A 22278-nucleotide genomic window follows, 5' to 3' on the forward strand; every position below is an offset into this window, starting at 1 on the left:
CTCATTGCTCATGCTTGCCCCCGTTGTCGAAAGGGAGCCTGTCCCGAACTACAAGGAGCTCCCTCAGGCGCCCTTTTGATGATCGAGTTGCAGGTTCAACTGGAGAATGTTGACCACCTGCGGGCCAAGGATACCAGCTTGTGCCGCCGACTTGACCTGCTCCGTCAACTGAACGGGATCCAGCCCGCGTTGCCCGGCGACCCGCGTCACCTGAGCCAGCGCTGCAGCGAGCGGCAGATGGGGATCGAGGCCGGAGGCGGAGCGGGTCAGCAGGGCGGGGACCCTGGCTTCCGGCTGCGCCCTGGCCGCCGCGGCGGCAAACTCGGCCCGCAGCGGCGAGCTCATCCCCAGGTTGCTGGCGCCTCCGCCTATGGTGGCGAAGTCGCTGGCGGAGGGGCGGGAGTGGAAGTAGTCGGCCCGCTCGAACTTCTGTGCCAGCAGGACGCTGCCGACCACCTGCTGTTTGGCGTTGGTGAGCAGGCTGCCGTTGGCCTGCCAGGGGAAGAGCAGCTGGGCCAGCCCGGTGACGGCCAGCGGATACGCCACCCCCAGCAGCAGGGTCAGGGTCAGCAGGGTTCTGATTGCGATCATGATTTTTTGCTCCAAATGTGTTGGGTGGATGCGGGTCTGCCCCGCATCCGGTAATGCCGTTACACCAGCCCCAGGCCGGTGATGACCAGGTCGATCAGCTTGATGCCGATGTATGGGGGCACGATCTGGCCGTGGATACCATCGCGCGGCGTTTTCATCACACCAGCCCCAGCCCGGTGATGACCAGGTCGATCAGCTTGATACCGATGAAGGGCACTATCAGGCCGCCGACGCCGTAGATCAGCAGGTTGCGGCGCAGCAGGCTGGCGGCCGAGCCCTGCAGGCTGACCCCGCGCAGGGCCAGCGGCACCAGCGCGACGATGATCAGGGCGTTGAAGATGATGGCCGACAGGATGGCGCTTTCCGGACTGCCCAGCTGCATCAGGTTCAGCACCCCCAGCTGTGGATAGGCGGCGATGAACAGGGCCGGCAGGATGGCAAAGTACTTGGCCACGTCGTTGGCGATGGAGAAGGTGGTCAGGGCGCCGCGGGTCACCAGCAGTTGCTTGCCCACCAGCACCACGTCCAGCAGTTTGGTGGGGTTGGAGTCGAGATCCACCAGGTTGCCCGCCTCCTTGGCGGCCTGGGTCCCCTCGTTCATGGCCAGGCCCACGTCGGCCTGGGCCAGCGCCGGTGCGTCGTTGGCGCCGTCCCCGCACATGGCGACCAGCCGGCCATCGGCCTGCTCCTGACGGATGTAGGCCAGCTTCTTCTCCGGTGTCGCCTCGGCGATGAAGTCGTCCACCCCGGCCTCGGCGGCGATGGCGGCGGCGGTCAGCGGGTTGTCACCGGTGATCATCACGGTGCGGATCCCCATGTGGCGCAGGATCTGGAAGCGGGCCTTGATGCCCGGCTTGATGATGTCCTTGAGGAACACCACCCCCAGCAGCTTCTCGTGGGTACAGACCAGCAGCGGGGTACCGCCCTGGCGGGCGATGTTGTCCACCGATTTGAGGATGAGCTCGGGCACCGCCTTGCGATCGAGCGAGAGGTAGCGCAGCACTGCATCCACCGCCCCCTTGCGATAGTGATGGCCGTTGCGATCCAGCCCGCTCAGCCGGGTCTCGGCGCTGAAGGAGATGAGGATGTCGCTCTCCAGCTGGCTTGGTTTGGTGTGGCTCTTGCCCGCCAGGGTCAGGATGGATTTGCCCTCCGGCGTATTGTCGCCGAGCGAGGCCAGCATGGCGGCCTGGGCCAGCAAAGAGGGGTCCACGCCGGGGGCCGGGATCAGCTCGTCCGCCATCCGGTTGCCGAAGGTGATGGTGCCGGTCTTGTCCAGCAGCAGGGTGCGCACGTCGCCGGCGGCTTCCACCGCCCGGCCCGACTTGGCGATCACGTTGAGCTTCACCAGCCGGTCCATGCCGGCGATGCCGATGGCGGAGAGCAGACCGCCGATGGTGGTCGGGATCAGGGTGATGAACAGTGCCAGCAGATAGAGCCGGGGCACCTGGGTGCCGTTGTAGTCGAGGAACCAGGGCAGGGTGGCCACCACCAGCAGGAAGATCAGGGTCAGCCCCACCAGCAGGGCGTCCAGCGCCATCTCGTTGGGGGTCTTCTGCCGCTTGGCCCCTTCCACCAGGGCAATCATCCGATCCAGCGTGCTTTCGCCCGGGTTGTTGCTGATGTGCACCCAGATCTGGTCGGAGACGACGGTGGTGTTGCCAGTCACGCCACTGCGGTCGGTGCCCGACTCGCGGATGACGGGGGCGGATTCGCCGGTGATGGCCGCCTCGTTGACCGAGGCGATGCCGGCGACCACTTCGCCGTCGGCCGGGATCATCTCGCCGCTGCGCACCAGCACCAGATCGCCCTTGAGCAGGCTGGTGGCCGGTACCCACTCGCCCTTGTCATCCTGCGGGCTGGTGACTCGACGTGCCTTGAGCTGGCTCATGCCGGCCTTCAGGCTGTCGGCCCGCGCCTTGCCGCGCCCCTCGGCCAGGGTCTCGGCGAAGTTGGCAAACCAGAGGGTGAGCCAGAGCCAGGCGGTCAGCTGCCAGGCCAGTGAAGGGGCAACGCCGGAGAGCGGCTGCCCCAGCAGCGACTCTAGGGTCGCCATCACGGCCGCCAGCCAGAGGGTGAACAGGATGGGGCTGCCGAACAGCGCCCTGGGGTTGAAGCGATAGAGGGCTTCCACCATGGCCTGCAGGATCTGTGATTTCTGTTTCTTGCCCTTCACCTGAATGGTGTCGGTGCTCATTGAAGCGGACTTGCTCATTGGAAAGCTCCCTGCATCGAATAGTTGGTCACGCAGATCAGTCGGGTGTGCAGCATCAGAAGGCACCTCCCAGCAGGCTCAGGTGTTCCGCCACCGGGCCCAGCGCCAGCACCGGCAGGAAGGAGAGACCCCCCATCAGCAGCACGGTGACGATCAGCAGGGTGATGAAGAGCGGGCCGCTGACGGGGAAGTCCCCCTCGCTTCGCTCCTGGCGCGGGGCGCGGGCCAGCTGGCCAGCGATGGCCAGCACCGGAATGATGTAGCCGAAGCGGCCGAGCAGCATGGCCAGCCCGATGGCGATGCACTGCCAGCTGTCGGCGGCGGCAAAGCCGGCGAAGGCGGAGCCGTTGTTGCCGGCGGCCGAGGCGTAGGCATAGATCAGCCGTGACAGGCCGTGGGGGCCGTCGTGTCCGATGACGGTGGCGGAGTCCGGCATCAGCAGGGTAATGCCGCCGATCACCAATACCCCGACCGGCATCACCAGCATGCTGGCGACCACCCATTTCATCTCGGTGATGCCGAGCCGTTTGCCCAGATAGGTCGGGGTGCGCCCCACCATCAGGCCGCACAGGAACACGGTCAGCAGCACGAACAGCATCATGCCGTAGATGCCGGCACCGACGCCGCCGAACACCACTTCACCCAGCAGCATGTTGATCATGGCGACCATGCCGGCGAGCGGGGCGAAGCTGTCGTGCATGGCGTTGACCGAGCCGTTGGAAGCGGCGGTGGTGGCCACTTCCCAGATGCTGGACAGCACAGGGCCGAAGCGGCTCTCCTTGCCTTCCCAGTTGCCGGCTTCGCTGGTGAGGTGGGCGAGGGCGGGATCCGGTTTCAGCTCCTGGCCGATGGCGAGGCAGAGCCCCAGCACCAGCATGATGGTCATGGCGATGAGGATGGCGCGGCTGTGGGCCAGATCCTTCACGTAGCGCCCCAGGGTGCAGACCATGGCGGCGGCCAGCGTCAGCAGGGCGACCATCTCCAGCCAGTTGGAGAGGGCTGTGGGGTTCTCGAACGGATGGGCCGAGTTGATGCCGAAGAAGCCGCCGCCGTTGGAGCCGAGCTGCTTGATGGCGATCTGGGAGGCAGCCGGGCCGAGCGGCAGCAGCTGCTCCTGGCCTTCCAGGGCGTGGAACGGCAGGTAGGCGGACAGGCTCTGGGGCACCCCCTGCCAGACCAGCAGCAGCGCCAGGATCAGTGCCATCGGCAGCAGCACATAGAGACAGAAACGCACCAGATCCTGCCAGAAGTTGCCGAGGTGGGTGGTCTGCTGGCGGGCGATACCGCGAAACAGGGCGATAGCGACGGCGGCGCCGGTGGCGGCGGAGACGAAGTTCTGGGTGGTGAGCCCCACCATCTGGCTGAAGTAGGAGAGGCTGGCTTCGCCGGAGTAGGCCTGCCAGTTGGTGTTGGTCATGAAGCTGACCGCGGTGTTGAAGGCGAGTTGCCAGTTCAGCCCGGGCAGCTGCTGCGGGTTGAGGGGCAGCAGCCCCTGCGCCAGCAGGATCAGGAACAGCAGGCCGAAGCCGGCGCCGTTGAAGGCCAGCAGGCTGAGGGTGTAGGACTTCCAGTCCTGCTCGCGCCCGTCCGTGCCGCAGCAGGCCAGGGTGGCGCGCTCAAGCGGGGCCAGCCAGCGACTCTTGCCTTCAAATACCCGATACAGGTAGTTGCCAAGCAGAGGCGCCGGCAGCAGCACCAGCAGCACGAACGCGACGGGATAGATGATCTCTTGCCACATATCCGGTTCCTCACTCATGGGTACGCGCGAGGGCGCGCAGCAGATAACCCGCGAGGGCGAGGACCAGCAGCAGATATAGCCAATTCATAACGACTCCGTTGAGGTAATTAGCGTCAGGGATCGATGCATATCCGTGTCGATCCCATAGGTCTCATTGACGCTGAAAGGGTATGTAAAACGGGCGTAAAGGCGCCATAAAGCCCGATTTGGCTGGCGTAAAATCGGCGTAAAAATGAAGAGCTGGCAGAGTGGGAGGGGTGGGCTGCGATCAAAAAACCCGGCCTGAGCCGGGTTTGGTAACAAGTTGCTGTGACTTTGATATGCGGTTAGCGCATGGTCACGAACTCTTCCGCGCTGGTGGAGTAGGAAGGGGGACGCAGTTGTTGAAGCTGGCCCGATGGTGATGAGGCCAGTTTCATATGCGGTTAGCGCATCGTCACAAACTCTTCCGCGCTGGTCGGATGGATGGCGACGCAGTTGTCGAAGTCCGCCTTGGTGGCGCCCATCTTCATGGCGACGCCGAAGCCTTGCAGGATCTCGTCCATGGCGAAGCCGATGCCGTGCAGGCCGACCACCTTCTCTTCCGGCCCGACGCAGACCAGCTTCATCCGGGTGGGCTGGCGATGCTGGGTCAGCGCCGAATACATGGCGGTGAACTGGCTGCGGTAGACCTTGACCTGATCTTCACCGTATTCGGCGATGGCTTCCGGTTCGGTCAGGCCGATGGTGCCGATGGGGGGGTGGCTGAACACCACGGTTGGCACCAGGTCGTAGTTGAGGTGCTCGCCCGGCTTGTTGTTGAACAACCGCTCGGAGAGGCGGCGGCCCGCCGCGACGGCCACCGGGGTGAGCTGGATGCGGCCGGTGTTGTCACCGACGGCATAGACGTTGGCGACGGCGGTGTTCTGGAACTTGTCGGTCGGGATAAAGCCCTTCTCGTCCAACTCGATACCGGCGGCGGCCAGATTGAGGTTGTCGGTGGCCGGGACGCGGCCGATGGCCCAGATCAGGCAGTCGACGGTGAGGTGGCGACCATCTTCCAGCTGCAGGGTCAGGCTCTCATCGGCGTTCTTGACCACGGCTTTTGGAATGGCGTGGGTGTGCAGCTTGGGCCCTTCCTGCGCCATGATCTCCACCAGGGTCTCGTGGATCATGGGGTCGAAGTTGCGCAGTGGGGCGTGTTTGCGCACTACCAGGTGAGTCTCGGAGCCGAGCGCCTGCATCACCCCGGCGATCTCCACTGCGATATAGCCGGCTCCTACCACGGCGACCCGTTTGGGCTGGCTCTGCAGCTCGAAGAAGCCGTCGGAGTCGATGCCCAGCTCGGCGCCCGGAATGGCCGGCACTTCAGGGCGGCCGCCGGTGGCGATCAGGATGTGATCGGCGCTGTACTGCTCGCCATTCACTTCGATGGTGTTGCTGCTGACGAAGCGGGCGAAGCCCTTGATGACGGTGATCTGGTTCTTGCCCAGCACGTTCTGGTAGGACTGATGAATGCGGCCGATGTAGGCCTGGCGGGACTCGACCAGCTTGGCCCAGTTGAAGTGGTTGAGGGTGGTGTCAAAGCCGTAGTCGGCGCCATATTTCAGGGCATCGGCGATCTGGCCGGCATACCACATGGCCTTCTTCGGCACGCAGCCGACGTTGACGCAGGTTCCACCCAACTCTTTGGCTTCAATCAGGGCAACTTTCTTACCGTACATGGCAGCCCGGTTGGCCGAGGCGATGCCGCCGCTGCCGCCGCCGATGGCGATATAGTCAAAATGCTGTGCCATTGCGAGGTTCTCCGCTCATTAAGAATGCAATCACAGCATGATGGGGATAAAGCGGCTGGCTCACAAGAGCCAGTGCTCAGTTATGTTGGATCGGCAGGCGAATATGGAACTGGGCGCCGTTGTCCGGCTCGCTGACGCAGTTGATGCGACCGCGCAGCAGCTGCACCACCAGGTTGTAGATGATGTGGGTGCCGAGCCCGCTGCCGCCCTGGCCCCGCTTGGAGGTGACGAAGGGGTCGAAGATGCGCGGCAAGATCTCGGGCGGGATGCCGCGGCCATTGTCGCTGTAGTCGATCAGCAGCTCTTCACCCTGCTGCTCCACCTTGATGGTGATCTTCTTGGGCTTGTCCCAGTTGTCGAAGCCGTGGTTGATGGAGTTGAGGATCAGGTTCGAATAGATCTGGGTGAAGCTGCCGGGAAAGGAGAAGATCGACAGCTTGGGATCGCACTGGATATCCACCTCGCACTGGGCCTTCTTCAGCTTGTGGCCGAGGGAGACCACCACCTGGTGCAGGTTGTCGGCGAGGCTGAAGTTGTAGCGTGCCTCGGACGACTGATCCACCGCCACCTGCTTGAAGCTGGCGATCAGCTCCGAAGCGCGGCGCAGGTTGCCCTGCAGCAGCTGCATGGACTCGTCGAGGTTGACGGTAAATTCGGTGAGATAGGAGCGCGACAGCTGCTTGGAGTCGATGTGCTGCTTGAAGTCGGCCACCCGCTCCTGCAGGTAGGAGGAGGCAGTCACGCTGATGCCGATGGGGGTGTTGATCTCGTGGGCCACGCCGGCCACCAGCGAACCGAGGGAGGCCATCTTCTCCGACTCCACCAGGGTCTGCTGGGCCTGTTTCAGATCGTCGTAGGCCTTGCCCAGCTGGTCGTTGGCATCGCTCAGGCTGCGGGTACGCTCCACCACCTTGCCCTCCAGCTGTTCGTTGAGCTGGATGATCTCCCGCTCCACCTTCTTGAGGCGGGTGATGTCGTAGCCGAAGCCGATCAGATACTTGAGGTTGGGCCCCTCGTAGAAGGGGGCGAAGGTCCACTGCAGCACCAGCTCGTGGCCCTGCTGGTCATGCATGATGACCTCTTTGTCCTCGATGGAGCCGTGATCGGCCAGGGTGGCCGCCAGCTCATCGCGCTGGGCCTTGCTGACGAACAGATCCAGCCAGTTGTGCTGCAGTATCTCCTGCTGGTGGTAGCCGGTCAGCAGAATGGCAGCCGGGTTGATGCTGGCGATGTTGAGGTCCGGCTCCATGCAGCAGATGACCATGTTGGCCGAGTTGATCAGGGTGGCGGAGAAGTCCCGCTCCTGTTGCAGCTGCTCGGCGGCCTGATGGCGCGCCGCAAATTCGTCGTTCAGCCGGGTACGCATCTGGTTGAGGGTGGCAACCAGGGTGTCGAGTTCGTCGGGTTTCTTGCGGGGCAGGGGGCGCCCCTCCAGGGTCAACTCGATGGCCAGCCGGTCCAGATTGAACTTCTGGGCATAGTTGGCGATGCGGTTGAGGTGCCGCACCACCAGGTAGTAGATGATGATCAGGATGCAGAACGAGACCACCAGGGTCTTGATGGTCTGGCTGACCATGATCAGCACCGATTTTTCGATCAGGCGCTGGTAGATCTGCTCGAGGGAGGCGGCGACGAACAGTTTGCCCACCACTTCGCCCTGATAGGTGAGGTTGAACTCGCGGGAGATGTCGTAGCTTTCCCGCTCCACCCCCTGGGTCAGCAGCGGCACCTCGGAGTTGCCCAGCATCTCCTTGACCATCACGAACTGCATGTTGGGCAGGTTCATGATGCCTTCGATCTGTACCTTGACCTGCTCTTCGTCCAGGTTCCACAGGCTGGCGGCGATGGGTTGCAGGAAGGACGCCTCGATCTGGCCGATGCTGTCCTCGATGACGGCCACATCCTTGCGGTAATCCCAGGCAAGCTGCAACACCGTAATGATCATCGCCAATACGGTACTGCACACCAGAATGTAGGAGAGCAGGCGGTATGAGAGTCCGTTACGGCCGACGGCCTTAGCGGTCTTGGAGAAGAGTCCTGACATGGCGTCCTTGCGGTCTGGATATATTGCCATTTAGTTTAACTGCTTCATGCACTTATGTCGTGTTTCGTTAGCGTGATAAAAACAAGGCCCCGAAACGGGGCCTTGTTGATTAGGAACGGTTTTTAATGACTCCCTTTCGCCTTGGGCGGAATGGATTCGTCAAACACCGGCAGCGGTTTGTGTTCGGAGGCCAGGTAGGTGTAGATCACCGGCAGCACGAACAGGGTGAACAGGGTGCCGATGGCCAGACCGGCCACGATCACGATGCCGATGCTGAAGCGCTGGGCTGCCCCGGCCCCCGTTGCATAGAGCAGCGGGATGAGACCGGCGATCATGGCGGCCGTGGTCATCAGGATGGGGCGCAGACGCACCTTGGCGGCGGCCATTACGGCTTCCATCCGGTTGCGACCGTGCAGCAGCTGCTCCTCCTTGGCCACCTCGCAGATCAGGATACCGTGCTTGGTAATCAGGCCGACCAGGGTGATCAGACCCACCTGGGAGTAGATGTTCATGGTGGCGGCACCCCAGGCCAGCGCGATCAGTGCGCCACTGATGGCCAGCGGCACGGAGACCATGATCACCAGCGGGTCGCGGGCCGACTCGAACTGGATCGCCAGCACCAGGAAGATGATGGCCAGCGCCAGGGCGAAGGTGGCGTACAGGGCGCTGCCTTCGGTCACGAACTGGCGGGCTTCACCCATGTAGTCGTAACGGTAACCCTGCGGCAGCTTCTCGCTGGCGGTGGCATCCAGCCAGGCGATGGCGTTGCCCATGGTGGTGCCCGGCATCAGTACGGCACCGATGGTGGCCGAGTTGAGCTGGTTGAAGTGGGGCAGGGCGCGCGGTTCGCCGACCACCTCGATGCTGATCAGGCTGCCGAGCGGGATGGACTGGCCATCGGCCGCCCGCACGTAGTAGCCCTTGATCGACTCGGGGTTGAGGCGGTATTTGCGCTCGACCTGCGGGATCACCTCGTAGGAGCGGCCATCCAGGTCGATCCGGTTGACGTAACCGTCCGACATCATGGTACCCAGGGTGATGCCGATGTCCTGCATGGTGATGCCGTAGGCACCCGCCTTGTCCTTGTCGATCTTGATCTTCATGGTGGCGGAGTCGTACTGCAGGTCCAGTTCGGAGTAGACGAAGCGTCCGCTCCCCTGGGCTGCGGTCAGGATCTCGCTTGCCACCTGATAGAGGCTCTCGAAGTTGTTCGGCGTGGTGATGACGAACTGGATCGGCAGGCCGCTCGAGGCACCCGGCAATTCCGGGAACTGGAAGGTGGTGATGGACATGCCGGGCACGTTCTCGACCAGCTTGCCAACCCGCTCCAGCACCTCTTTCTGGCTTGCTTCACGCTGGCTCCACGGCACCATGGAGGCGATACCGAACGCCTGGTTGGCGTTGAACACTCCGGAGAAGACCTGGGAGAAGGCCACTTCCGGCTGTTCGTCCAGCACCTTGTTCACCTGCTCCATGGTGCCCTGGATATAGTCCAGGTTGACGTTGGAGGGGGCGGTACCCAGCACGGCCATGACGCCCTTGTCTTCGTTCGGTGCCAGTTCGCTCGGAATGAACTTGAACAGCATCGGCAGGCTGGCGAAGACGATGACGGCGAACAGCACCACCACGATGCGCTTCTGCATCACGGCGTGCAGCATGGCATCGTAGCGGACCGTCATGCGGTCGAGCAGGTGATGCACCTTGCTCTCGAACTTGCCCGGCTCCTCGTTGGCCTTGAGCATCTTGGCGCACATCATGGGTGACAGGGTCAGCGCTATGATGCCCGACACGAACACGGCGCCGGCCAGGGTGAGGGCAAACTCCTTGAACAGGGAGCCGGTAATGCCCCCCATCAGGGCGATGGGTGCATACACGGCGGCCAGGGTGACCGTCATGGCGATGACCGGCACGGCGATTTCACGGGTACCTATGATGGCGGCCCGGAACGGTTCTTCCCCCTCCTTGACGTGGCGATCCACGTTCTCCAGTACCACGATGGCGTCATCCACCACCAGACCGATGGCCAGCACCATGGCCAGCAGGGTCATCAGGTTGATGGAGAAGCCGAACATCTGCATCACCATCACCACCCCGATCAGGCTGAGGGGAATGGTGATAATCGGGATGATGACCGCCCGGAACGAGCCAAGGAACAGGGTGATCACCACCAGCACGATGGCGGCTGCCTCGGCGATGGTCTTGATCACCTCGCTGATCGACTCGTTGATGGCAACGGTCGAGTCATAGAGGACGTTGGCCTCCATGGTGCTCGGCATGTTGCTCTTCAGGCTCGGCAGCATCTCCAGTACGTCGTGGGCGATGTTGATCGGGTTGGCGGTCGGCGCCGCGTTGATGGCCAGTACCACGGCCTCGCGGCCGTTGGCGGTGGCGCGATAGGTATCGTGGCTCTTCTCCAGGCTGACCTTGGCGATGTCTGCCAGACGGATCACCTTGCTGTCACGGGTCGCTACCACCAGGCGCTCGAGCTCCTCGGTGGTGTTGACCTGGGTCTCGGCATTGCCGTTGTAGAGGGTGAAGTAGCCGGTGGCCTGACCGGTGGCGGACTGATAGTTGTTGCTGTTGAGCACGCTCATCACGTCCGCGGCGGTCAGGTTGAACGCCGCCATTTTGGCCGGATCCAGCCACACCCGCAGGGCGTACTTGGTACCACCGTACATGTCGACCTTGGAGACGCCGCCGACGGTGAAGAGCTGGGGCTTGATGACCCGCTCCAGGTAGTCGGTGATCTGGCTGGCGTTGAGCTCGGGGCTGGTGAAGCCGATGTAGAGCACCGCCGTGGTCGAGCCGGTCGACATGGTCACCGAGGGATCTTCCGACTCCTTCGGCAACTGGGAACGTACCGAGTTGACCTTGGCCAGAATGTCGGACAGGGCCGCATTCGGGTTGGTGTTGAGCTTCATGTAGGCAGTGATGGTCGAGCTGCCGAGCTGGGTGGACGACGTCATGAAGTCGATGTTGTCCGCCTGGGCGATGGCCTGTTCCAGCGGCTGGGTGATGAAGCCCTGGATCAGGTCGGCACTCGCGCCATAGTAGCTGGTGCTGACCGTGACGACCGTGTTGGTCATCTCGGGGTATTCCCGCACCTGCATCTTGAACACGGCCTGGACACCCAGCAACGCGATCAGAAAGCTGATCGAGATGGCCAAGATGGGCCGCTTGATGAATATATCGGTAAAGCGCATCTGTCTCTCCGCGTTTTACAGCATGGGAACCTGGTCCGGAACCTTCAGGCCCTGGTCCTGCACGATTTTCACTTTGGCGCCGTTGCTCAGGCGTACCTGGCCGGACATGACCACTTCGTCACCCGCCTTGATGCCGGAGACCACGTGCGCATCGTTGCCCTTGCGCTCGCTGACCTTGACCACCACCTGCTCGACGCGCTTCACGCCATCCTTCTCCTTGACCAGGTAGACGTTCTCGCCATACAGGGTAAAGGTGATGGCGGTCTGCGGCAGCACGATCTGGTCCTTCTGGGCCGGCAGCAGAATGCTGGCGCGGGCAAACATGCCGGAGCGCAGCTGGCCGTCGTTGTTGGGGATGTCCGCCTGCACCTGGATCAGGCCGCTCTGGTAGTTGACGGCCGGCTCGATGGCGCTGATGTGGCCCTTGAACTGGCGATGCGGGTAAGAATCCACGTTGATCAGAATGTCCTGATTCAGGCGAATGCGGGAGATATCGGTCTGCGGCACGGTGAAGCGCAGGCGCATCACGCTGGTGTCCTCCAGACGGACGATATCGGTACCCGGTTGCAGGTACTGACCGAGGAAGACGTTGCGCAGGCCGACTACGCCGGCAAACGGTGCGCGCACTTCGCGGCGGGCGATGGTCGATTTCAGACTCTCGATATCGGCCTCGAGGGAGCGGTAGGTCGCCTCGGTATCGTCCAGCTGGTCGCGGGAGATGGAGCCCTTGGTGAACAGGTTCTGATAGCGATCGAACTTGGCCTTGGCCGCCGGCAGCTTGGCCATGGAGGCGCGCAGGTTGGCCTTCTCGACGCTGGCATCCAGGCTCAGCAGCAGCTGATCCGGCTTGACGGTATCACCCGACTCGAAGGAGATGCTGTCGATGGTGCCGGATTGCTCGGTCGACAGGGTTACCCCCTGGTTGGGTTCGATGAAACCGATGGCCTCGATGGTCGGCACCCAGTCGCGGGTCTCCACCTTGTGGGTGGTGACCGGAAACTCGGGCTCCGGCATGTTGGCCATGTAGTTGGCTATCATCTTTTGCTTGAACAGGTTGAAGCCAATCACGCTGCCGAACAGGGCCAGCGCGATGAGCAACATGATGCTCATCCACTTTTTCATGAACTCTCGCTCCTGAGATATGAGTGCAATGTTTAAGGGGTCAAAATAGCTCGCCAGCAGGCCCGGATCACGGCTTCCAGCTGGTCTTGCGTCAGTTCGAATTGGTGCACCTGGCTTTGCAGCGCCATATTTGCCACGCAATCCAGGCTCAGCACCTGCAGTACCCGGACGGGCAGGTCGATAAACAGACCCTGTTCCAGACCCCGTTCGAAGAAGCGATCCAGCGGGGCCCAGGCAGCCTTGATGACCGGGTCCTGCTCCAGCTCTGCTCCCAGCGGGGACGTTTCATACTGCAATTTGCATTTGAGCGCGTTCGGTTCGTCGACAAAGAAAGATGGCGTGGATGTTGAGCCACAAACGCCGAAATTGTTCGAACGATACCTCCTCTGTCTGCACGCCTTCCATGACCAGGGGATGACACTGGAGGATGGTGTGCCGATAGAGTTGGCGGATCAGGTCATCCTTGTCGCTGAAATAGCGATAGATGGTGCCTGCCGCCACCCTGGCTTTCTTGGCCACCACGGCAATGGAGAGGCCGTGGAAACCCTGTTCGCCGAGTACTTCATGAGCCGCATCGAAAATGCGTTCTTTCTTGTTCATGACGGGATAATCACAACGGCTGAATGAACGTTCATTCATTCTAGGGAGGCTTTGAGGCAAGTCAAGTTTTGCCCATCATCGGATTGCTATGTGGGGGGAGCCAAAAGTAGCGGAGCGGGGCTGGATCCAGCCTGAATGAAACAAAAACGCTTAAAAAAAGCCAGAAACGATGGAAAAACAAGCGGTTGATTCTGTGGGATAAAAAAATAGTAGACAAGGTGGGTCCCCATCATTAATATTGCGCCCCGTTCGACAGCGTAGCGCCCGTAGCTCAGCTGGATAGAGCGCTGCCCTCCGGAGGCAGAGGTCACAGGTTCGAATCCTGTCGGGCGCACCATCAAAAGTGCGCCGGTTAAGCGGGCGAGTTGAAGAACGAAAACAGCTGTGGTGGCTGTAGCTCAGTTGGTAGAGTCCCGGATTGTGATTCCGGTTGTCGTGGGTTCGAGCCCCATCAGCCACCCCATTTTACAGCTTGTCAGGTATGCGAAGGTGGCGGAATTGGTAGACGCGCTAGCTTCAGGTGTTAGTGCCCCCCGGGTGTGAGGGTTCGAGTCCCTCTCTTCGCACCATACTTGCTGTATGACGAGGATGACCGTTCATGGTCGTCTTTGTGTTTTGAAAAGAAAGCTTTTTTAAAGCCTCGGTGATTAGCGCAGCCCGGTAGCGCATCTGGTTTGGGACCAGAGGGTCAAAGGTTCGAATCCTTTATCACCGACCACATTCTGAAAAACCCCGCTCAGGCGGGGTTTTTTGCTTTCTGTCGTCTGCCAGCCTGCTGATGCAGGTTTCTGTCACGTCTGTTTACATTTCTGTTGGCACTTTCTCGCTGTCGCTTCGGGTATGCTGGGACGCAGACCCACGGCAAGTGGGCGTTATTGAACACAATTCAGGCCAACATGTCATATGCACCCAAATTCTTTTCGCGTCAGCACACTGGCGCTGGTTGTCGTGGCCCTCAGCGGCTGCTCATACAAACCCAAACCCGACGAGATCCTGATGGGGGCTGCCCCCATGCAGAGTATTGCCACCTCTGCGCTGGTAACCGATGCCGGATTCTGCGTGGCCCTCAATGACCACAATCAGCTGATCACCCAGCCTTGCGACCAAACTGTTCGCCAGCAGTTCAGCTGGGATGCCGGTGCCTTGCAGCTTGACCAGCGTTGCCTGGTGGCCAAAGGGGTGAGTGAGCTGACCATGGCCGAGTGTCAGGATGAGAGCCGGCAATGGCAGTGGCAGGAAGATCGGCTGTTCAACAGCAAGGCTGACCGCTGTCTGGATGTGGCCGGCCGTCGTCACAAGCCGGGCACCCCGCTGCGGCTGGCCGACTGTTTCGGCGGGGCCAATCAGAGCTTCGCATGGCAGAACAAGGGCAGCATGTTCGACAAGCTGAACCTGAAAAGCCTCATTTGGTGAGGCATTAGGCAACAAGAAGGGAATTTAGCGGATGCGGACCTCATGGATACGGCCGAGGCGTGTATCCATGAGGCTCAGAAGCATCAGGCGACGTTGACGCCCTGCAGGGCGAACAACTGCTCCAGATAGACGGCGACGCCATCCTCGTCGGAGCTCAGGGTCTGTTCGTGATTGGCCAGTGCCAGCTTGAGCCGGTCGTGGGCATTGCCCATCACCACGCCGCGGCCGACCATGCTCAGCATCTCGAAGTCGTTCATGCCATCGCCAAAGGCCACTGCCTGGGACATCTCCAACCCGTGCTGCTCCAGCACGGCGCGCACGGCATTGCCCTTGTGCACCCCGGCGTGCATCACCTCGAGGCAGTCCGGCAGGGAGAAGGTGACGTTGAGTCGATCACCATAACGCTGGTTCAGCTCTGCCTCGATCTGCAGCAGCTTCTCGTGCTCGCCGATGTAAAACACCTTGTTGACCTTGTCCAGCGGGTGGCTGGCGAGATCGGTCAGGCGATAGCTGAAGCCGGATTCATGATGGAACTGCAGCAGCCAGGGCATCTCCTCTTCCACCAGCCACTCGTCGCCGTAGTAGAGGTTGATATGGATGGAGGGGTCGCGCTCCAGCGCGATCAGCTCGGCCGCCACGCTGTCCGGCAGGGCCTGGTTGAAGATCAGCTGATCCTGCTTGTCGTGTACCACGGCGCCATTGGAGGTGATGAGATAGATGTCGAGCCCGAGCGTGTCGCGGATGCTGCGCACATCCACATGGTGACGGCCGGTGGCCACCACGAACTTGATCCCCTGATCCACCAGACGGTGCAGGGTATCGCGGGTGCGGGGGGAGATCTGGTGCTGCCCGTTGAGCAGGGTGCCATCGAGATCGGATACAACGACCTTATACATCATCACCTCGGGGTTACGAATGAAAGCGGGAGCAGTGTACAGCAACCGCTCCCGCGACCCCATTTATTTAGGGATACAAAAAATAACCAGCCGCTAGTAGCGTGCGAAGAAGGTCAGAGTCGCGTTGAGCGCGGCCTGGCGCTGGGGATCGGCCTCCATGAACAGCTCGTGCCAGGCCCCTTCTATGCGCAGCGGCTTGCCTCCCTCGCAGCGAGCGAGCGCGCAGAAGGCGTCCTGTGCGGCGTTGTCCACCACGCCGTCGTCGCCAGCCTGCAGCAGCAGCAGAGGCGTCTTGATGGCGCCAGCCTCGGCCACGGCGGCGTCCGCCCCTGTCAGCCCCTGATAGATCCAGTGGGCGGTGGCACCCCCCAACTTGATCTGCGGGCGCTGCTCATAGAGCTCGCGGAAGGCCTGATAGCGGGCTTCGCTGTGGCTCAGACCATTGTCGGCAAAGTCGTGGCTCTCGTACGGGCCCTGACCCGGGCCGTAGGGAGGCTCGCCCAGCCAGCCGCCGACCGTGCCGATGGTGGCTGCCAGCCCCTTGGCCAACCACTTGGGCAGGCCGCCGAGATTGATGCCCATCATGGGGGAGGAGAGCGCGGCCGCCTCGATATCATCGGGCCAGCGCTCCAGATAGCGGGCCGAGATGGCGCCGCCCATGGAGTGGGCCAGCAGGAACAGCTTGGCGGGTTGGTCCTGGGCGATGACCTCGTCATGAAACTGCTTGAGATCGAGTACATAATCGTCGAACTGGTCGACATATCCCTTCTCCTGGTCGGCCAGCAGCCGATCGGACAAGCCCTGGCCGCGGTGGTCGATGAGGTAGAGGCTGTAACCCTGACGCCACAGATCCCAGGCCAGCTCCTGATACTTGAGGTAGCTTTCGACCCGGCCGTTGACGATGAGGATGGCGCGATCGACCTTGGCCTGGCGCAGGGCGGCATAGCGGAGGGTGACCCCGTCCTTGCCCTTGAAGGCGCTCTCGACGGCGTGCTGGCGCCAGAAGTCGGGCAGGGTCTGCTGATGAAGGGTGGCGACGTCGGCTTCCGGCGTCAGCTGATAGGGATTGTTCACGGCGAGGGCTCCAGCAGAAAACAGGGTCAGGGCCAGCAGGGGCAGGTGGTTAAGCTTCATCAGCGTACTCTTCCGAGGGGTCATCTGATTGCTGGGCGGCCCAGCCCTTGCGGGTCAGCTGCATCTGCTGCCACCACTGCTCGTCCGCCAGGATTTCGCCGGCCGGGCCGAGCTGGGGGTAGGGCATCTCTTTCTCTTTGCAGAGCTGGGCATAGATGGGGTAGCCCCCCTCGAACAGTATGCTGTTCTGCTCCTCCAGGTCGAGCGGGCAGCCGCGCTGGTAGCAGCCGGCCAGTTCGCGCTGGCGTTGGGCCTCATAGAGGATGGCGGCGGCGGCCACCGAGACGTTGAGGGACTGCACCATGCCCACCATGGGGATGACGATATGGTGATCGGCCAGGGCCAGCGCCTCTTCGCCGATGCCGTGCTTCTCCTGGCCCACCAGGATGGCGGTGGGCTTGGTGTAGTCGATGGCGCGAAAATCTACCGAGCTATCGGAGAGGTGGGTCGCCAGGATCTGCATGCCGGAGGCTTTCAGCTCGGCCACCGCGCTGCCGATGTCCGGGTGCAGCTTCACGTCCACCCAGTTCTGGCTGCCGCGAGCGGTTCCCTTGCGCTTGTGGATCCAGGTTTTGGGCCAGACCGCGTGCACCCGATGGATGCCGATGGCATCGGCGGTGCGCACGATGGCGGCCAGGTTGTGCGGCTTGTGGACCTCTTCCATGCAGACGGTCAGATCGAGCTGGCGCTGGGCCAGCATGTCGGTGATGCGCTTGAAGCGTTCAGGAGTCATATCGGTTTCTATGTCGTGAGGTGTGTGCACGCATCGCTTGCATGCACAGGAGCAAATCGGGCTGGCGGGGCCAGCCTGTCGTAAATTCGTTCGACGCGTTTCGCTGTCATGTCGGCTCTGCCGGCACCGGGTTTGTCCACTCGCCAGGTTGAACGAGCGTGCCTGCGGCGGTGGGACAAGCTTGTCTCTTGAAAAGCAGCAGGCGGCTTGCGCCGCCTGTGGTCAGTTTTTCTGTCGGCTCACCTTGAGCACGTTCGGCATCACCCGGATCTTGCGCATGATGTTGGCAAGGTGGATCCGGCTCTTGGTGGTGATGAGCAGGGTGACCAGATAGACCCGGCCATCCTTCTCCTCGGTGCTGATGGCGTGAATGTTGGCGCCGGTGGCGGCAATCACGTTGGCCAGCTCCGCCAGGGCGCCCTGGTGGTTGACGATCTCGATGCTGATGCCGGTGCGGAACTCCTGTTCCTGCTCCTTGTCCACTTCCCACTGTACCGGCAGGTACTTGTCCGGTTCCTTGCTGTAGCCCTTGATGTTGCGGCAGGCTTCCTGGTGGATCACCAGCCCCTTGCCCGGGCTGATGTGGGCGATGATGGCGTCTCCCGGGATCGGGCGGCAGCAGTTGGCGAAAGTGACCAGCATGCCGTCGGCACCCTTGATCGGCATCTTCTTGCTGCTGGACTTGGGCTGTTCTTCCGGCGGCAGTTCATCCCCCAGCATGCGGCGCGCCACCATCACACTCATGGCGTTGCCAAGGCCCACGTCAGCCAGCAGGCCCTGCAGGTTTTCATGCTTGGTGTCGGCCAGCACCTGCTTGATGCGTGGCTCCGGGATGTCTTCGATGTTCTTGGCGCCGAGCGCATGGTTGAGCAGGCGGCGACCCAGCACCACCGACTCTTCGGTGCGCAGGTTCTTGAGGAACTGGCGGATCTTGGAGCGGGCCTTGGTGGTCACCACGAAGTTGAGCCAGGCCGCGTTCGGGCGAGCCCCCGGTGCCGTGATGATCTCCACCGTCTGGCCCGAGTGCAGCGGGCTGCTGAGCGGATAGGGGTGGCGATCGACCCGCGAACCGACGCAGGCGTGGCCAATGTCGGTGTGCACCGTGTAGGCGAAGTCCACCGGAGTGGCCCCGGCGGGCAGCTCCATGATGCGTCCTTCCGGCGTGAACACGTAGATCTCGTCGGGGAAGAGGTCGGTCTTGACCCCCTCGATGAATTCAAAGGAGCTGCCGGCACTCTGCTGCAGCTCGAGCAGGCTCTGCATCCAGCGCTGGGCGCGGATCTGGGCGGTAGTACCCGAACTGTCGCCATCCTGTTTGTAGGCCCAGTGGGCGGCGACGCCCTTGTCGGCCATCTGATCCATGAACTCGGTGCGGATCTGCACCTCCACCGGTACCCCGTGCGGCCCCACCAGGGAGGTGTGCAGCGACTGGTAGCCGTTGGTCTTGGGGATGGCGATGTAATCCTTGAAGCGGCCGGGGCGGGGCTTGTAGAGACTGTGCATCTGGCCCAGCACCCGGTAACAGGTATCTATGTCCTTCACCCTCACACGAAAGGCGTAGATATCCATTACCTCATGAAATTGCAGCTCTTTTTTCTCCATCTTGTTGTAGATGGAGAACAGGTTCTTCTCGCGGCCGCTGACCTGGGATTCGATACCAGCCTCGCGCAGCCGGCCCTCAATCTCGCTCTGGATGGAGTCGATGATTTCGCGGCGATTGCCGCGGGCGCGGCGCACCGATTCGCGCAACACGCGCGAGCGCATGGGGTAGAGCGCCTCGAAGCCCAGCTCTTCCAGCTCGTTCTTCATGGTGTGAATACCGAGGCGGTTGGCGATGGGGGCGAAGATTTCGAGGGTTTCCCGGGCGATGCGGCGGCGTTTGTCCGGCCGCAATGAGCCGAGCGTGCGCATGTTGTGGGTGCGGTCGGCCAGCTTGATCAGGATGACCCGGATATCCTGGGTCATGGCCATCACCATCTTGCGGAAGTTCTCGGCCTGGGCCTCCTTGCGATCGCGAAACTTCAGCTTGTCGAGCTTGGAGACGCCCGCTACCAGCTCGGCGACGGCATCGCCAAACAGCTCGGCCAGATCGGCCTTGGTGACAGGGGTATCTTCGATGACGTCGTGCAGCACGGCGGCCATCAGGGTTTCATGATCGAGGCGCATGTCGCCAAGAATGCGGGCAACGGCAACCGGGTGGGTGATATAGGGCTCGCCGCTGGAACGCATCTGTCCCTGGTGAGCATCACGGGCCACCACATAGGCTTGCCTGAGCTTCTCCACCTGCTCTGGTGGCAGGTAGGAACTGGCTATTTCTTTAAGATTTTCAAATAAATACAAGACAGTCCCCGCAGCGGTGAAACGGCAATCCGTGGATATAGAGGGTATAGTCCTGAGTTTGCGAGGTTTTCGAGCGGTTGTAAATGGGGGAGAACAGTCGGCACCCGGGCGGGCGCCGACTATAAGAAATAACTGACTTAACCGCGGCCTTCGGCGATGGCAGCAACGGCAGCCAGCTCGGCGGCTTCCTGCTCTTGCTGCTCGTAACGGTCCTGGGTGTCCATCACCTGGTTGTTCACCAGACCCAGTTCGATCTCGCGCAGGGCGATCACGGTCGGCTTGTCGTTCTCTTCGTCAACCAGGGGATCTTTGCCTTGAACCGCGATTTGGCGGGCGCGGCGGGCGGCGACCAGCACCAGGTCAAAACGGTTACCTACCTGTTTTACAGCATCTTCTACAGTAACGCGTGCCATGCAGGACTCCAGTGTTTGGGCTTTCTCGGTTTAAAAAAGCGGTGTTTAAAAATGACGCAAAAGTTTACTTGTTTTTGGCCTATTCTGCCAGTAGCTGTTGCAGCAAGTTTTGTTGGGCCTGCTGCTGCTGGCGCAATTCCAGCCGTTGGCACTCGATGACAGCCCTCAGCTGGAACAGTGCCTGCTCAAAGTCTTCGTTGATGATGACATAGTCATACTCGTCATAGTGCACCATTTCGGCAATGGCTTTCTCCATTCGGCCCTTGATCACCTCGGCACTGTCCTGGCCGCGGCCGATCAGGCGGCGCTCCAGCTCTTCGCGGCTGGGCGGCAGGATGAAGATGGACTTGGTCGGCATCTGTGCGCGGATCTGGCGGGCGCCCTGCCAGTCGATATCGAGGAACACGTCGATCCCCTGCGCCAGGCAGGCTTCGATGGCCGCGCGGGAGGTGCCGTAGTAGTTGCCGAACACCTCGGCCCACTCCAGAAAATCGCCGCGCTCGATCAGCGCCTTGAACTCTTCCACCTTGACGAAGTGGTAGTGCACCCCGTGCTCTTCGCCGGGACGGGTGGCGCGGGTGGTGTGGGAAATCGACAGCTGCATCTTGCCTGCGCTGTTGTGCTGGGTCAGCAAGGCATTGAGCAGGCTGGATTTACCCGCTCCGCTCGGGGAGGAGATGATATAGAGAGTGCCTTGTTGCGCCATGTCTGTACCTTTAAGCGAGACCGTGTTTTGGTTGTAGCAGAGGCCGCCGTCTTGTGCCCGAAAGGGAGACAGCCAAATCCGAAACGCGGAAAATTCTTGAATTAAGAGGGATGTAAAGGCGGCGAATTTTAACAGAAGGTGGCGGATAAAAAAACGGCCGGAATCATATTCCAGCCGATCAAAGTATTCGTAGCTTGCTGCGGGAGCGTCACCCACATCAGCCGCCATTCTGTCTGCCGCCGTGTGGGCGGGCCAGCAGATTATCCCTGCTTCACTGCTCGGAAATTCCGAGTTGCTGCCCGGCGGGCAGCTGGCGATCGGCGCAGAGCCGGTCGAAGGCGGCGATGACCCGCTCGCGGGTGATCTTGCTCATGGCGTCCGGATCCTTGAGGCGGGTGCGCCAGCCGAGCTCGGCCAGCGGTTTGCCGGTCTCTTGCTCGACCAGCTCCTGATAGACGCTGACCGCGTAGTCACGGCACAGATAGGGGCCGGTACGGTCCGGGTTGTGGTGGGCATAGAGGCCGAGCACCGGCGTACCCACCAGGGTCGCCATGTGGGTGGGGCCGGTATCGGGGGCCAGCACCAGGTTGGCCTCCTTGATCAGCGCCAGCAACTGCTTGAGGTTGGTATGCCCCACCAGATCCACCGGCTTGCTGTGGCTCAGCCGTTGAATGTCGGCGGCCAGATCCCGCTCCAGTTTGGCCGGCCCGCCGCACAGATAGACCTGAAAACCCTTGTCTGCGGCGTGATCCGCCAGCGCGGCATAACCGGCGGCAGTCCAGTTCTTGAATGCCTTGCTGGCGGCGGCGCAGATGAGCAGGGTCGGCTTGCCGTCAATCTTCTCTTTCGCCCAGGCCTGGTGCTCGGCGCTGATGGGCAGTTGCCAGTCCGGGGTCAGATCCTGGATGCCGAGCTCTTTGGCGAAGGCGAGAAAGCCGTCCAGTACGTGGGGCGAGGCGGGGGATGGCACCTTGTGATTGGTGAACAGCCACTGGCCGTCGCTGGCCCGCTCCCGATCAAACCCCAGTTTGACCTTGGCCTTGATGCCGAGGGTGGCGATGCTGGCCCGCATGGCCGCCTGCAGGTGCAGCAGGGCATCGAATTGGCGCCCCTTGAGGGTCTGCCAGAGCTCGCGATAGCCGCGCCAGCCCTTGCTCTTGTCGAAGGCGATGACTTCGACCCCGGGCAGATCGGCAAAAAGCGTCGCTTCAATCTTGCCGGTGATCCAGGTGATGCGGGTCGTCGGCCAGGCCCGCTGGATGACGCGCACCAGCGCCAGCGCGTGGCAGCAGTCGCCGATGGCGGAGAGCCGCAGGATGCAGATGGAAGAGGGCGGCGTTTGGAACAGCGGCATG

15 protein-coding genes, 4 tRNA genes and 1 pseudogene are annotated in these 22278 nt (G+C 62.0%); 5 read left to right on the forward strand and 15 right to left on the reverse strand.

Features of this window, described 5'->3' with window-relative positions; translation table 11 throughout:
* Positions 1-63: 63 nt before the first annotated feature.
* The 8 genes and pseudogenes from C2U40_RS23015 to C2U40_RS26940 form a co-directional block, all read right to left on the reverse strand.
* Complete coding sequence (locus C2U40_RS23015) at positions 64-591, reverse strand: potassium-transporting ATPase subunit C (protein WP_104467500.1); 528 nt, start codon at positions 589-591, stop codon at positions 64-66.
* Between the two features lie 157 nt (positions 592-748).
* Entirely contained in the window at positions 749-2806 is a 2058-nt protein-coding gene (gene kdpB / locus C2U40_RS23020) for a potassium-transporting ATPase subunit KdpB (RefSeq protein WP_103829161.1), read from the reverse strand.
* A 55-nt stretch (positions 2807-2861) separates the two neighbouring features.
* Positions 2862-4544, reverse strand: coding sequence for a potassium-transporting ATPase subunit KdpA (kdpA, locus tag C2U40_RS23025; protein ID WP_103829160.1), 1683 nt, complete (start codon positions 4542-4544; stop codon positions 2862-2864).
* Positions 4545-4969: 425 nt separating this feature from the next.
* Positions 4970-6319 (reverse strand): glutathione-disulfide reductase, encoded by a 1350-nt coding sequence (gene gorA, locus C2U40_RS23035; RefSeq protein ID WP_103829159.1) that lies wholly within the window; start codon positions 6317-6319, stop codon positions 4970-4972.
* A 76-nt stretch (positions 6320-6395) separates the two neighbouring features.
* The gene (locus C2U40_RS23040) at positions 6396-8363 is read right to left on the reverse strand and encodes an ATP-binding protein (RefSeq protein ID WP_171279904.1); all 1968 of its coding nucleotides are present in this window, start codon (positions 8361-8363) and stop codon (positions 6396-6398) included.
* A gap of 122 nt (positions 8364-8485) precedes the next feature.
* Positions 8486-11566 (reverse strand): multidrug efflux RND transporter permease subunit, encoded by a 3081-nt coding sequence (locus C2U40_RS23045; protein WP_016348885.1) that lies wholly within the window; start codon positions 11564-11566, stop codon positions 8486-8488.
* 15 nt (positions 11567-11581) lie between these two features.
* On the reverse strand, positions 11582-12688 hold the full coding sequence (locus C2U40_RS23050; protein WP_011704066.1) for an efflux RND transporter periplasmic adaptor subunit: 1107 nt from the start codon (positions 12686-12688) through the stop codon (positions 11582-11584).
* A gap of 32 nt (positions 12689-12720) precedes the next feature.
* Positions 12721-13288: pseudogene (locus C2U40_RS26940) on the reverse strand (TetR/AcrR family transcriptional regulator).
* Between the two features lie 260 nt (positions 13289-13548).
* Between C2U40_RS26940 and C2U40_RS23060 the strand changes: the two are divergent.
* The 5 genes from C2U40_RS23060 (at position 13549) to C2U40_RS23080 (ending at position 14701) form a co-directional block, all read left to right on the forward strand.
* Positions 13549-13625: transfer RNA gene (locus C2U40_RS23060), tRNA-Arg, on the forward strand.
* Between the two features lie 50 nt (positions 13626-13675).
* Positions 13676-13751, forward strand: a tRNA-His gene (locus tag C2U40_RS23065).
* A 20-nt stretch (positions 13752-13771) separates the two neighbouring features.
* Positions 13772-13857 (forward strand) — tRNA-Leu (locus C2U40_RS23070).
* Between the two features lie 72 nt (positions 13858-13929).
* Positions 13930-14006 (forward strand) — tRNA-Pro (locus tag C2U40_RS23075).
* A 185-nt stretch (positions 14007-14191) separates the two neighbouring features.
* Positions 14192-14701: an RICIN domain-containing protein gene (locus C2U40_RS23080; RefSeq protein ID WP_101150428.1), complete on the forward strand. Its 510-nt coding sequence runs from the start codon at positions 14192-14194 to the stop codon at positions 14699-14701.
* An 83-nt stretch (positions 14702-14784) separates the two neighbouring features.
* Here C2U40_RS23080 and C2U40_RS23085 read toward each other — a convergent pair whose 3' ends face one another.
* The 7 genes from C2U40_RS23085 to C2U40_RS23115 form a co-directional block, all read right to left on the reverse strand.
* Positions 14785-15597 carry a Cof-type HAD-IIB family hydrolase gene (locus tag C2U40_RS23085; protein ID WP_029305093.1) on the reverse strand — a complete coding sequence of 271 codons (813 nt, stop codon included), beginning with the start codon at positions 15595-15597 and terminating at the stop codon, positions 14785-14787.
* 93 nt (positions 15598-15690) lie between these two features.
* A complete protein-coding gene (locus C2U40_RS23090) occupies positions 15691-16731 on the reverse strand; it encodes an alpha/beta fold hydrolase (RefSeq protein WP_103829158.1) in 1041 nt (346 codons plus the stop codon).
* Positions 16721-17464 carry a tRNA (guanosine(18)-2'-O)-methyltransferase TrmH gene (trmH, locus tag C2U40_RS23095; RefSeq protein WP_024945900.1) on the reverse strand — a complete coding sequence of 248 codons (744 nt, stop codon included), beginning with the start codon at positions 17462-17464 and terminating at the stop codon, positions 16721-16723. Before trmH ends, C2U40_RS23090 begins: the two co-directional genes overlap by 11 nt.
* A gap of 222 nt (positions 17465-17686) precedes the next feature.
* Positions 17687-19804, reverse strand: coding sequence for a bifunctional GTP diphosphokinase/guanosine-3',5'-bis pyrophosphate 3'-pyrophosphohydrolase (gene spoT, locus C2U40_RS23100; RefSeq protein ID WP_011704079.1), 2118 nt, complete (start codon positions 19802-19804; stop codon positions 17687-17689).
* Between the two features lie 137 nt (positions 19805-19941).
* Positions 19942-20217 carry a DNA-directed RNA polymerase subunit omega gene (gene rpoZ / locus C2U40_RS23105; RefSeq protein ID WP_005307060.1) on the reverse strand — a complete coding sequence of 92 codons (276 nt, stop codon included), beginning with the start codon at positions 20215-20217 and terminating at the stop codon, positions 19942-19944.
* A 79-nt stretch (positions 20218-20296) separates the two neighbouring features.
* On the reverse strand, positions 20297-20923 hold the full coding sequence (gene gmk / locus C2U40_RS23110; protein ID WP_181014929.1) for a guanylate kinase: 627 nt from the start codon (positions 20921-20923) through the stop codon (positions 20297-20299).
* Between the two features lie 271 nt (positions 20924-21194).
* Positions 21195-22277 (reverse strand): glycosyltransferase family 9 protein, encoded by a 1083-nt coding sequence (locus tag C2U40_RS23115; protein WP_103828790.1) that lies wholly within the window; start codon positions 22275-22277, stop codon positions 21195-21197.
* Position 22278: the final 1 nt, after the last annotated feature.

Source organism: Aeromonas sp. ASNIH4 (assembly GCF_002934425.1).
Taxonomy (GTDB): domain Bacteria; phylum Pseudomonadota; class Gammaproteobacteria; order Enterobacterales; family Aeromonadaceae; genus Aeromonas; species Aeromonas hydrophila.